Annotated in this window: 11 protein-coding genes; 3 read left to right on the top strand and 8 right to left on the bottom strand. The window is 44.7% G+C overall.

Annotated features, from left to right (window positions below; genetic code table 11):
* Positions 1-101 precede the first annotated feature (101 nt).
* The 7 genes from JNUCC31_RS29010 to JNUCC31_RS28980 form a co-directional block, all read right to left on the bottom strand.
* Positions 102-2060, bottom strand: a complete 1959-nt coding sequence (locus tag JNUCC31_RS29010; RefSeq protein ID WP_192266787.1) for an ABC transporter permease — start codon at positions 2058-2060, stop codon at positions 102-104.
* Positions 2035-2805, bottom strand: coding sequence for an ABC transporter ATP-binding protein (locus tag JNUCC31_RS29005; protein ID WP_192266786.1), 771 nt, complete (start codon positions 2803-2805; stop codon positions 2035-2037). Before JNUCC31_RS29005 ends, JNUCC31_RS29010 begins: the two co-directional genes overlap by 26 nt.
* Positions 2806-3084: 279 nt before the next feature.
* Positions 3085-4071 carry a sensor histidine kinase gene (locus JNUCC31_RS29000; protein ID WP_192266785.1) on the bottom strand — a complete coding sequence of 329 codons (987 nt, stop codon included), beginning with the start codon at positions 4069-4071 and terminating at the stop codon, positions 3085-3087.
* On the bottom strand, positions 4068-4772 hold the full coding sequence (locus JNUCC31_RS28995) for a response regulator transcription factor (protein WP_192266784.1): 705 nt from the start codon (positions 4770-4772) through the stop codon (positions 4068-4070). The genes JNUCC31_RS29000 and JNUCC31_RS28995 overlap by 4 nt, the downstream gene beginning before the upstream one ends.
* 73 nt (positions 4773-4845) lie before the next feature.
* Positions 4846-6165 (bottom strand): beta-N-acetylhexosaminidase, encoded by a 1320-nt coding sequence (nagZ, locus tag JNUCC31_RS28990; RefSeq protein WP_192273406.1) that lies wholly within the window; start codon positions 6163-6165, stop codon positions 4846-4848.
* A gap of 627 nt (positions 6166-6792) precedes the next feature.
* Positions 6793-8106 (bottom strand): hypothetical protein, encoded by a 1314-nt coding sequence (locus tag JNUCC31_RS28985; RefSeq protein WP_192266783.1) that lies wholly within the window; start codon positions 8104-8106, stop codon positions 6793-6795.
* A 288-nt stretch (positions 8107-8394) separates the two neighbouring features.
* Complete coding sequence (locus tag JNUCC31_RS28980) at positions 8395-9444, bottom strand: 2,3-butanediol dehydrogenase (protein WP_192266782.1); 1050 nt, start codon at positions 9442-9444, stop codon at positions 8395-8397.
* Positions 9445-9821: 377 nt separating this feature from the next.
* Between JNUCC31_RS28980 and JNUCC31_RS28975 the strand changes: the two genes are divergently transcribed.
* The gene (locus JNUCC31_RS28975; protein ID WP_192266781.1) at positions 9822-10844 is read left to right on the top strand and encodes a LacI family DNA-binding transcriptional regulator; all 1023 of its coding nucleotides are present in this window, start codon (positions 9822-9824) and stop codon (positions 10842-10844) included.
* A 175-nt stretch (positions 10845-11019) separates the two neighbouring features.
* Here the strand turns inward: JNUCC31_RS28975 and JNUCC31_RS28970 are convergent, their stop codons facing one another.
* A complete protein-coding gene (locus JNUCC31_RS28970) occupies positions 11020-11994 on the bottom strand; it encodes a D-2-hydroxyacid dehydrogenase family protein (protein ID WP_192266780.1) in 975 nt (324 codons plus the stop codon).
* Positions 11995-12645: 651 nt separating this feature from the next.
* Between JNUCC31_RS28970 and JNUCC31_RS33610 the strand changes: the two genes are divergently transcribed.
* The gene (locus tag JNUCC31_RS33610; protein WP_228469295.1) at positions 12646-12819 is read left to right on the top strand and encodes a hypothetical protein; all 174 of its coding nucleotides are present in this window, start codon (positions 12646-12648) and stop codon (positions 12817-12819) included.
* A gap of 8 nt (positions 12820-12827) precedes the next feature.
* Positions 12828-13151, top strand: coding sequence for a hypothetical protein (locus tag JNUCC31_RS28965; protein ID WP_192266779.1), 324 nt, complete (start codon positions 12828-12830; stop codon positions 13149-13151).
* Positions 13152-13241: the final 90 nt, after the last annotated feature.

Here is a 13241-nt window from a genome sequence, read left to right as displayed (position 1 = left end):
TAAGGTCACTTACAACGATACATACTGTATCTATTGAAATAGTACTTTGCTTTGGAGGAAAAAGTCAACAAACACCGAGCCTCAGGCTCGGTGTTTGTAAATTAGATCAATTTGGCATACATATTGCGAAGATAACGCCAGCGTACCAACAGGAAGAACAGAATCTGCATGGATGCAAATACCAAGAAAATTCGCAAGGTGTAACCCATGACGGAGAAATCTACCAACTGCTGCAATGCAACAAAGGCAACGGAGCTGTGGATAATGGCCAACACTATTGGCAGGAAAAACATCAAAACCAACTGTCTGGTTACAATGTTGCGAAGCTCGGGGCGACTCAGTCCCATCTTGCCAATCATGCGGTACTGCTCTTCGTCCCGTTCCAGATCTGCATATAACCGGAAGTAGGTAAAGCTTGCAGCAAAGGTAAAGAAGACGATGCCAATCAATCCACTCAGAATAAGGATAATGCCGTTGGTTTGTTTGGAATTAAGCCAATCCAGCACGAGAGCGCTGATCTCGAAGTAGCCCTGATTACTTGAATCATTTTGAATGGATTCAATCAAGTCAGGAGCAAAACGACGCGTCCCCATCCAATCGGTCACAACAAATTGAGTTTTTCTATCGAAATAAAAATTTTCATCCGCTTGGATATCATTCTTAAATTCCTTATTCATTTTATCGTACAGCTCATTGGATACCACATAAACGTCCCTTGAATATTCAACCGGGATGACGATCTCGGTTTCAGGTGTGGTTAACCGTACTTTTTCATGAACTTCACCAACCCACAAATCGAAGTTATTCTGAGAAGAACTCTGTCCTGCATCCGCACGTAATGCTTTACGACTTGTGAGATTACCTGGAGCCATAAACGACTCATTGGTATTCTCCAACGTTCGCTCTTTATAACCTAAAGCCTTGGCCAGATGGTTATACTCACTGAGTTTGATGATATAGTTGCCCTCGTTATCCATCAGCGGAATATAACTTCCTTTCTGATACGGAACTTCATTATCAATTAAAGTCTCTTCGATCTTCCTGATGTGGCGTTCTGCACTGGGGGTATTCCATGAATTCTGGTAAGTAAATGCATACGGATTCGACATCGATGACAATCCCGGATCAGCGATCGCCAGCATTGTGCCAATGCCCGTAAAGGCGGAAGCCGAGATCACACTCACCATAAAAAACATGACCGCATTATCTTTCATTCGATAGGTAAGTTCGGACAGAAACAGCAAATTCGTTTTGCGGAAAAACAAACGCTTATTGCCTTTGAGCGCCCGAATGGCATACACACTAAGTTGGGTAAATAACAGATACGTGCCTATAATAACCAAAACAACGCTGCCAAACAGTAAAGGGAAGGAGTATGTGATCCATACAAAGGCAAATACCCCCGCATATCCACCCCCTATGAGTATGACGGAGAGAAGTGCTAAAAGACGAGAAGCCTTAGGCTCGGGTTTTGGTTTTTCCTCTGATTTTACAAGGTCAATCAATGACCCCTTACGCATCAGCAGGGATGAGCTCAGCGCAATCACAACAAACAGCAGCAGAAATGCTCCGACAGTAAGTGCGATTGCTTTTAATGGAAAATAGAATCGGAGACTTTCTTCCACAGCCAGCATCGAACCGCAGATCAACAGGATCAGCTTGGCAAAGATCATTCCTAATCCAACACCTGCCACAATGGCGGCGAGTCCAATGCACAAGTTTTCCATAAATAACAGTCGGTTCATCTGTTTACGTGTCATGCCAATGATTTGAAATATGCCAAATTCTTTTTTACGCGTCTTGAGAAATGAACCTACGGAATAGAGCAGAAACAGAAACGAAAAGATGAAAATAATAATCTCTGCAATTAGAAACCCCTGATTCGCAAGCATGGTCACTGTATTACTTGAACCCTTCAGTCCATCCTTCAGATCCGGGTGAAACAAGAGCAGCGCATACGTAAAAAAGATCATGACGGAAAACGTACTGCTCAGGAAATGAGCCAGGTAAATTCGTTTGTTGCGAACAACATTATTAATGGCGAACTGGCGAAAATTCATGACCCGAGCCTCCCATCAGGGATAATACATTGATGATTCGTTGATAGAACGTCGATCGGTTATCTCCATAATGAATTTCGTTGTACAGTCGTCCATCCTTAATAAAGACAACCCGGCTGCAATAACTTGCCGCCACAGCGTCATGCGTGACCAACAGCATGGTGGCCCGATCTTCCTGGTTGCGACGTTCCAGCATCTCCATTACATCACGCGCTGCCTTCGAATCGAGATTTCCTGTAGGCTCATCGGCCAGCACCAGCTTGGGAGAATGGATCAGGGCTCGTGCGATTGCTGTCCGTTGGGCCTGACCTCCTGAAATTTCATACGTACGTTTGTTCAGAAGAGATGCGATGCCCAGCTTCTCTGCGAGTCGATCAACACGTTCATTCATCTCCTCAACCGATACGCCGTCCAGCGTAAGCGGCAATACAATATTTTCTTTTACCGTGAGTGTGTTGAGCAGGTTAAATGACTGAAACACAAACCCAAGCTCTCGCCGTCTGAACAAGGCCAGTTCGTCATGATTCAGTTCAAACGGGTTCTTTCCTGCAATCTGCAATTCCCCTGAAGTAGGGTGGTCAATGGTTGAAATCATGTTCAGCAATGTTGTTTTGCCGCTGCCTGATGGACCCATGATGCCGACGAATTCACCCTCCTGAATACTGAGATCAATCCCTGATAAGGCTTCGTATGACACGACCCCCTTATAAATTTTGCTAATCTGTTTAACTGAACATATCTCCATAAGTTAATGGCTCCTTTTAGATTTTGAATTTGAATTAAACTAAGCTGGGGTGAACTTCATCGCAATTCGAAGTCGTTCTCTACTTTCTGACTTCAGTCTATCGAAGTTTCGACCATTCTCCTATGGATTAACCTTTCATCTTCATGACATTATTGTAAGGTTATATCGTTTCTCTATCCGACAATTGTCCTCTAATATGTAGAAAACGAGAAAGACGCCGATCCCAGTCAGGGCACCAGACGTCTTCTCATTTCGTTTCGTATCATGCAGATTTATATCTCAGGTTTCAAATGTAATGGTTACAGTGGTTCCTGCTCCCTGAACGGATGTAAGGTCAATCCGATGGTTCATTCGTGTCAGGACATCCTTAACAATATATAGCCCCATACCCGTAGATTCTTTAAAGTGACGCCCATTCTCTCCGGTGAAAAAAGGCTGGTACACTCGGTTGAGATCCGACTTGGGAATACCGACTCCCTGATCCTTCACTTCAAGAATGATGGATCGTGTGGATTCATAAGCATGGATGGATACCTTTTGCCCTTTTCCCCCGGAAGAGTACTTGATGGCATTGGATAACAGCTGTACGAGGACAAATCGAATCCACTTCGCATCCGACTGGACCATTAACGCAGAATCAATTTTCATCTCGGGATATACGTGATTGCGAATGAAGAACCGTTTCAGCTCATGGATGGCTTCTTCTCCGGCCTCCTTGAGGGATACCAGTTCCACACTGAAATCTTGTTCAAATGTCTCCAGCCGTGCCATGTACAGCACGGTTTCCAGCCCTCGTCTCATCTGGTCAGCTTCCTCTCGAATGCTGATGAAGCGTGGGTCCTCATCCTCCTGATCCTCAACTGTCAGTTCAATGACGGATAAAGGTGTCTTCATCTGATGAACCCATTGATTCATAAAAGTCAGGTATTCCTGTTGACGCTGTTCCAGACGATGCAGATGAGCATAATAATGACCGTACTGTGAGTCCAACAGTTCTGACAATGCCTGCGGCAAGGGCGCGGGCTCATTCAATGGAACAAATTCTTTCAGATCATTCATTCGTTGGGACATTCGGGTATAAAACTGGCGATGGGACAGATAGCGATACATGAGATAAGCTGAGTATAGGACTAACCCTAGAGATACCGCATACGTGGCCGTAAACCAGTGGTCATAGCCATCGTACCAGAAGACCGCAACCACAGTAAGCAGTACAACGATTACCCAACAAGTCAGTACAATATGTTCTTTGATAAACAACTTCATGAGGGTGAAGATGCCTTCCAATTACTGTTGAGTCGATAACCTGAACCCCTTACTGTCTCCAGCGCATCTGTAATTCCCAGCTCAGTCAATCGTTTACGCACGCGGGTCACATTCACACTAAGTGTATTATCATCCACAAAGGAATCGTCCCACAGCTTTTCCAAAATGGTTTCACGGCTAACCAGTTTGGGACTGCGACGCAGCAACGTCTCCAGCAAAATGGTTTCTTTCTTGGTCAGCTGTATCTTGCGATCACCGAGCTCCATCTCCAATCTTTCCAGATAAACAGTTAGTCCATCCAGTTCCACCTTGCGCTCTTCATTACGCGCAGCATAATCGCCATACACCCGGCGCAGCTGACTTCGGATTTTGGCCATGACAATTTCATGCTCAAACGGCTTCGTAATATAATCGTCCGCCCCGTTCTCAAGCGCCATGACCTGATCCATCTTGCCACTCCGGGCAGAGATGAAAATAATCGGACATGTGGAAATGGAACGAATTTGGCGACACCAATAGAACCCATCGTAACTCGGCAAGTTGATATCCAGCAGCACGACATGCGGCTTAATTTGTTCAAACTGCTGGACGACTTGCTCAAAGTCCTCAACCGCAACGGCCTTGTCACCATATCGTTCAATATGGGATTGAAGTAGTCCTGCAATCTTCGAATCATCTTCAATAATCATTATCGTATACATAAAAAGGTCTCACCTCTAACCTGTCGTAATGGAATATGCAATGCTCTTTCCAAAATCATAACACAGGTGGGTACTATCGGGCATCGACCTGCTTGCGCCAATCCACAATGTCAGCGTTCAGCTGCTTCAAATCTCCAGATGGCTGCTCCTCATCGGACAAGTTATACTTCTGCTTCAAAGCGATAATTCGATATACACTTTCATTAATTCTGGATTCCGAAATCTTCCCTGACTTCACCGCGCTCATCAGCGTATCAAATATGGTCTTGGCACTCTCATAACTGTGAGCTACCAGTAAAATATCGCTCCCTGCCTGAACCGTCGCTACGGCGGCATCGTTCAGCTTATAATTTTTCGCAATCGCGCCCATGCTCAGATCATCTGTGATGACCACGCCGTCATACTTGAATTTCCCACGCAAATGCTGACCAATAATGACGTCCGACAAGGAGGCCGGATGGTGTGGATCAAGCTTCGGATACAGAATATGCGCCACCATAACCGCTTCCACCTGTTCCTTCACAGCGGACTGAAACGGAATCCATTCCAGCTGGGCAAGCTGCTCTTCTGTTTTGTTCACGACAGGCAGATCCAGATGGGAGTCCACAGAGGTATCGCCATGGCCGGGAAAATGTTTCACTACGGGAATAACCTCTTCGTTCCGCAACCCCTTCATCTCCGCTATACCCATTTGGGATACCAGACTTGCCGAGCTGCCAAATGAACGATCCCCAATCACCGGATTTTTCGGATTACTGTTCACATCCAGCACAGGAGCAAAATCGACGTTAAAACCTACAAGCTTAATTTGTCGGGCCAGCAATTCACCCATCGTTTCAGCCAAATCTGCGTCTTTCGCCTTACCCACTTTCCCATTCGAAGGAATCGCTTCTACCGTTTCGGGCATGCGACTAACTTTGCCGCCTTCCTGATCCACACTCATGAAAATTGGAACCGGATTGGAATGATTGGCATCCTTAATGGATTGCACGAATTTGGCTGTACCTTGAACAGTTGAGACATTATTTGCATAGAAAATAATCCCCCCCACCTTCTGATCCTTGATCATCTGTTTGGCTTGATTATCCAAAGTGGTCCCTTGAACACCGGCCAGAATCATCTGTCCAATCTTCTCATCCAAAGACAATTGGTCGAGCTGCTCTTGTACCGGATCTTTCTCTTCCTGCGGAGGCACAGTATTCTGTTGATCATCCTGATCGTTAGCACCTGCGTTTGAATTAGCACCTGTATCCGTTCCAGCTTGATTGTCATCCTGCTCTGATGAAGATTGCTCTGTGGTTGAGCCGTTGTTCGAGTCAGCGGATGAGGAAGGCTTCTGTGCCTGCCCGCATGCCGATAACAGGAGTACTATTCCGAATAGCACAAATAGCATTGGAAGTGATTTTATGTGTTTATGTTTTGAATTGCGACTATGGATGTACAAGGATGGTCATCCTCCTTAAGCGTTGTTGTATTGTTGGCTGAACAGGGTTCAGGCCTAACCTTATCATAAGGTGCTTTATTTTCAAAATGGAGACGGATCGAGTACAACTTTTGAAGGCACAGCCTGAATTACGAAAAATAGTTACCTTTTTAGGTTAAAGTGTGGTACATGATGGTGTTATTCCATGAGCGTGCGTGATTGGGAGGGCAAGAGACGGGGTATCAGCGGTGCGATATATGTTTTTCTATTGTGAATTTTTCATATAATGAAATTATTATTATAGAGAGGTGAAAAAGCCGCCTTTTGGCGGCTTCAGATTTGTTTTTAGTTTTCGTTGCCGTTGGCGTTTGTTCTTTCAAACCGCCTTGAAAATTCTCTTAATAGAGTGTTTTTCGGAGAAAGGCCTTATCCGATTTCCTGATCTCCTGAACACAAGAAAACAGAGCAAGCTTGCAGTAGCTTCATCTAGGAAGTTCTACGATTTCAGCTTGCCCTGCACAACGAACCTAACGCTCTCTCTGTAACCAAAAATGTAAATGAAGCATAATAATATATAATCCATAATCTTCCTTGCCTTTAATTAGAATTAACAGGGATATGATTGCGGTTAACCCGGAGTAATTTGCCTGAAGAGGTAGACAGAACATCGGGGTCCGTACCCAGCCCAAAGTAAAAATCACCTTCATGTTCTTCAAAAGACTTGGCGTACGTGTCCTGGCTAAAACGGAGAATTTCATTCCATGTATTCAGATCGGTGGATTGATACACCCGGTTTATATAGAGCTTCGCACTTTTCCGTGTGTAGGTAAGCACATAGACTTTACCATCCCGCAAGAGCACATCTGTAGGAAGAGCCAGGGTATCTGGCAAAATGACACGCGTTGCCTGATTAATGTCGGTCATCACGTTTAATGATTTGGGCAAAAGTTGCCCATCGTTGAACACCCCTCCGGCAATATAGAGCAGCTTATTGTTAAAATTAATATTTTTCCCGATCTTATTATACGGGATTGTACCGGTTTGATAAGAAATCCCTGGAAGCATTTTGCTACCATAGATGACTACGTCTTTCTTTTCAAGCCTCTCATTAATCTCTAATACATTGGTCTTGTCGCCCCAGATTTTATTGGCTGGATACATCATGCCTGATGCATATAATTTGCCCTTGATCTCAAACAGCGTATACGCCCGGAAGCCAAACGTGTTAATCGTCGCAAATGTTTGCCAGCTTTCGCCCTGATCATGAGAAATGAGCACTGTGGGTTTCTTCTCGGTCCCCAGCGCTGCAAACAGCTTGCCCTGATAGGACGCCAGATCGTATACGTGTACACCCAGCGGAAGATTGCGATACTTGGTCCAAACATCCCCATCCAACCGGTAGAAGTTTCCCATATCCCACTGTTCGCCATCGGAATCATTTCCAGGGATGTAAAGCTTATCGTTCAATACCTTGTAGATGTCAATCTGTTCCTCATCCACAAACATTTTGGTGGACGGAACGAAGCTTGGGTTGTTATTGGTAACAGATTGGGTGATAAATTTGGAATCGGCCGTGTCGTAATAAATTACAGGAATGGGGCCGGCATTGGATGAAACGCCCATATTGCTGCTGTTCCCATGCCCCATGTATATTTTGTCTCTATACAGCTGCAAGTCCCAAACATTATTGGCATATGGCGCTTTCTTAAAAGGTCTTCCGAGCAATTCGATCTTGTTCGTCACATCAGCGGATGTTATAGGCGCATTGGACACCTTGGCAAGTGCCCGTTCCGCAGTCGGTTGATGATCTGTTGAAACATTGTTCCTGGGTTTCGAGTTCCCCATCAACAGCCACCCCACGCCAGCAACGATCGTCAAAATCACAGCCGCCCATTTTGTATTCCTCTGCATGTCCGCTTCCTCCTTTATGTTGTGAGATAACACTTTTACACCAAAATTAAAATGATACAAATTGTATCTATTTATATTATGTAAAACGAAACCTACTTGCAACAAATTCTGCCCGGACTGTGCAAAAAAAATAGACAACCTCATCCGAAGATGCGTTGTCTATTTGTCATATTTTATAGTGAATGCCTACCAAAACGAATCATTGGCTCCGGTTGATTTTCCTCATGCCATTCGCTGACGTTCACCTGTACTTAAATATATGATATTCTTTACTATTTTCTCTGATACTTACTCTGCCTTCACCAGAATTTTAACCTGGTTTTTTTCTTTCAGCAATGCTTCAAACCCGTGTTCTACCACTTCGTCCAAGCTGATTCGTTTGGTTACCAGCTTGTCTGCCGGGAAGAAACCTTTAGCCATCAGGCTAATAACAGCCGGGAATACGTCACGGTATCCGATAATGCCATTGACTGTACGCTCCTTCATGACAATGGAGTTTGGCAAAATCGGTGCTTCCTGTTCAAAAATACTAACGATCATCAATTCACCGCCAATACGTGTTGAATCAATGGCTTGCTGAAGCACCCGTGGAACACCTGTGACTTCATAAGCTACATTCACACCGCCTTGGGTACGCTCATGAATTTCTTCCACCACATTGTATTGTGTTGGGTCAATAACAATAGCGCCAAGTTCTTTCGCTTTGGCTTTACGCTCCTCGGAGAGTTCAACGACATATATATCCGATGCGCCAGAAGCTTTCAGCGCTTCAATAACCAACAGCCCAATCGGGCCTGCTCCAAAAACAGCCGCAGTGTCGCCGACTTTCAGTTTACTTTGGCGCACTGCATGTAGAGCCACAGCGGAAGGCTCAACCAGCGCCCCTTGCTCATATGAGATGGAGTCAGGAATGGCGTGCACCATATATTCCTCAGCCGTTACATACTCGGAGAAACCTCCGCCTCCGCCTGCCAGACCCAAGAATCCCATCTGATTGCAGAGATTATATTTCCCCTGTTTGCAAGCTTCACAATGACCGCAAGCATAGATTGGTTCTACCACAACACGATCCCCTGCCTGAAAACGTGTCACGCCTTCGCCTACTTCAACCACTTGTCCTGAAAATTCATGACCCATCACAACAGGTGCTTTTTCCCCTGTTAGCGGATGCGGAGCTTGAGCCGGAATAAAGATCGGGCCTGCCGTGTATTCGTGCAAGTCACTGCCGCAGATCCCACACCACTCCACTTTTATTTTTACCTTACCCTGTTGAGGGCGAGGTTCATCAATATTTTCGAGACGCAAATCTTTTACTCCGTGCCAACGCAATGCTTTCATTTGTTTCATCTCCCAGATCATAAGTTATGATATAATCGGAAACGTTTCCGTAAATTAAATATGTCACATTTTAAATAGGCTGTCAAACATAATTTGTCACACATATGTCCATCTTATGAATTTTACACCGATAAACCTGCTATACTGCCAGCCTTACAATCCGATGATAATTTCGGCTCCTTAGCCGGTTCTGCCCTAATTATCTCTATGTTAATCATTCGATTTCCTTAGAGGGCAACAAATCACTGTAACCGTTCAATCGTGTTCATGGGATACTTGGTGGCTTCAATGTTATAATTAAGGCATTGGATCGTCATTCCATTTGTACCTATTTTCAATATTCGGAATCGTTTCCGATGAAGTGAGGTTAACTAAACGTGAGTAAAGATCAGAAGATTACCATTAAGGATGTGGCTGAACGTGCAGGTGTAGGCATCGCTACCGTCTCCCGAGCCATCAACAACTCCGAAGGCATCAGCAGCAAAACCCGGGAAAAAGTCATGCAAGCCATTGATGAACTTGGATTCGTCCCCAATACCTCTGCGCAGAGCCTGAAGATACGTCAAACGCATCAGATTGCGCTGGTTGTACCCGATATACGCAATGCCATCATTCCCGAGATCTCCTGGTCTGTTGAGCAAACGGCGAAGCAGCATGGATATCATGTGGTTCAGATCAATACGGCGGGTAATGCAAGAACAGAATTGGAAACCATCCGTAATATCAAAAAATTGCATGTGGATGGACTCATTTTCATGCCCTTGGCTTATCCCAAGACATTACCAAGCCTGATTGAAAAAGCTCCACTCCCCATCTCCATGATTAACTACGGAAAGAAGCTGGAACCCGGCATGAAGGCAGATGTTGTCTCTCTATCACAGCCGGAAGGGAAACTGGTGATGGAGCATCTGATTAAAATCGGACGGAACCGGATTGCTTACGCCGGTGCACCTAAAGATATCATCGAAGAACGTTATCGGGCTTACGAGCAGGCATTAAGCCATGTGGATATCTCACTGGTTTATTTTGGTGAAGACTTTTCTCTCCAAACAGGAGCGAATGCTGCGGATTATTTCTATGGGCTGGCTCATATGCCGGATGCGGTATACGCCATTAATGATATGGTGGCGATTGGCCTGGTGAATCGCTTTAAGGAGCTCGGCATACGCGTGCCCGAAGATGTTGCTGTTGTGGGTGTAGATAATAACCAGTGGACTACCGTATCGTCACCTCAGATCAGTTCAGTCTCCATTATGGGGGAAGAAGTGGCCCGACTTGCTACGGAACTCCTATTAAAACGCATTCGAGAGATGAGTACTGCTGATTACGAACATATTCAATTTGAGCCTCGGCTCATTGTCCGCGAATCCAGTGTAGCCATGATCCGTACCTCTACATGAGGACCACACGCTTAAAAAACAGGGCTCTTGGGTGTGGTGCACCGACTTAACGATAATTATTCGATACGATAACCACAAAAAAGGTGCTTCTCCAGGAATGAATTCCGATTGGGGAAGCACCTTTTTTTATCTTACGTACATACTTTTACTTTTGCTAACTTATCACAGAGAAGCTTCACTTCTCCGGAAGCAATGGCCTGATCGTTGTCCCTTTCAAGAACGCCTCAATATTCTCTACCGTATGATTGAAATAGATGGCATAGTTGCCTTGTGTCACATAACCCAGATGCGGCGTTGCCAGCAGATTGGGCAATGTACGCAACACATGATTTACAGGAAGAGGCTCCTGTTCATATACGTCCAGCCCAGCCCCGGCAATCCACTCATTCTGTAAAGCTTCGACCATCGCCTCTTGATCCACAATGCCTGCTCGGGACGTGTTGACCAACAAAGCGGTATTTTTCATCCGTTGGAACTCGGCTCGTCCAATCAGATTACGAGTGCGGTCACTGAGAACGAGATGAATGGATACAATGTCGCTTTGTTCGAGTAGTTGTTCCTTGGTTTCCGACCACATAACACCATGCTCCTCAGCCCTCTTCCGTGTCAAATTCTCACTCCAGGCGATCACTTTCATGCCAAAGGCTTGCGCTATAACGGCCATTCGGCTGCCAACCTTGCCTAAACCGAGCAGCCCCAATGTCTTTCCGTACAAATCCATGCCAACGGTACTTTGCCAATTCCGGTTCGAACGCAATGCGTTATTTTCAGTTACCAGATTCCTTGAGAGGCCAAGAATCAGCGCCCACGTCAGTTCTGTCGGCGGATTCGAACTGCCTTCCGTACCACAGACCGTCACTCCGCTTTCTTCCGCAGCTTTGAGGTCAATAGATGCATTACGCATGCCACTTGTAATCAGAAGCTTAAGCTTGGGCAATTGAGCGATTACCCTTTCAGGAAAAGGTGTACGTTCACGCATCAAAACAACGATTTCAAAATTTTGCAGTTCCTGTATAACTTTATCCTCTGATCCCATGTAATGATTGAACGTCTGAATCTCTACCCGATCCAGGATGGGAGACCAATCCGCTGAAGACAAGGCAACATTCTGGTAATCATCCAATATGGCACAACGCAATTTCGTCTGCATGGTTGAATCTCCTCCTAATATTGCTCAACATCGCCTTGACGCTAACGTCTCAAAATTATCCTGCCTATGTGAACAAATGGTACACATCCCTAATGTAATCTATACCCTATCCGCATTGTATCAACTCAGTCCCCATCTGCCTAATGCCTGGAAGCCTATTGGTGGGAGGATGGAGCAGATGTTGAAAACTATTGGTCTGTGATGGAAAAGCAGGGTATCGAGAGCCATTGCAATGATCTGATGCTCTTTAATCGGTTCCTATGGTGTAAGGCCCGGGAGCTTGAAGGAAATGAACCGGCTAATGTTAGGCGAATCGATCAGGTATACGAGATGATTAAGGGCATTAGTAAGATATTTGAGGTTAGGGCCGAACACAGCTCAATAGAAACAGATTCTATATATTTCAAAACAAACGATTCTATTTTCTGGCATGGGTGCTTATAAGGGGGAGAATGCATGTTCAAGGCCTATAGATTTATAGAGAGTGGGGGAAAGTATTTTCACCTGATCCGGTAGAGACAGCCGCAGAGATATATCAGTACGTCCAAACGCATAAGGAGCAATATCCAGAAATTCGCGTTATCTGATCCTGATGATCATATTGCTGTTCAAGCGATCAACGGCATTATTGTTTTTCCGAAAAAATGGGCGTTGATGGAGGTCAAACAGAAGTACATTGATGAGCCAAATATTTTCAATGCAGAAGCATTTAAACAGGCTCTGGACCGATCCGGGTTCCCTACCGAACGAAATATAGAGTTTACCCTCCTAACCGCACAGCAATATTTGACTGAGCTGTATGAAGACGTAGAAGGAGAGGATTAAATTTAAGGGTGGTTTTCCATGAGAAAATCGCCCTCAATGAAGAAGCCTCTCCTACATTTAAAATTGGAGAAGAAGCCATTGTATTTTTTACTGGCAATAAAGGATCGAGACCGGATAAGAACGATTTCGGCTATTATTTGGTAGAACAAGCTCAAGGAAAGTTTGATTCTGGTATCCAGTCACAGTCACAAGGCGTAGCCAAAAATAGTACAGATACTCACAGTCTGGATCTTAACAATATTCAGAATGAAATTAATTTGATCGAAAAATATAACAAAGTAAATAACATTCCGAAATTATATCTTCCAGAAGGCCAAGAAAGTAATATTTAACTTGAACGGTATAAAAAAAGCAGCCCGAGTGGGCTGCTTCTTAAATTAAAATGCAACATTTATGGTTTTTATTATGTTGATTAGGTAACA

It is taken from the genome of Paenibacillus sp. JNUCC-31, assembly GCF_014844075.1.
Taxonomy (GTDB): Bacteria; Bacillota; Bacilli; order Paenibacillales; family Paenibacillaceae; genus Paenibacillus.
Note: the sequence above shows the minus strand (reverse complement) of the source record. Positions and strands in the feature narration are given on the sequence as shown.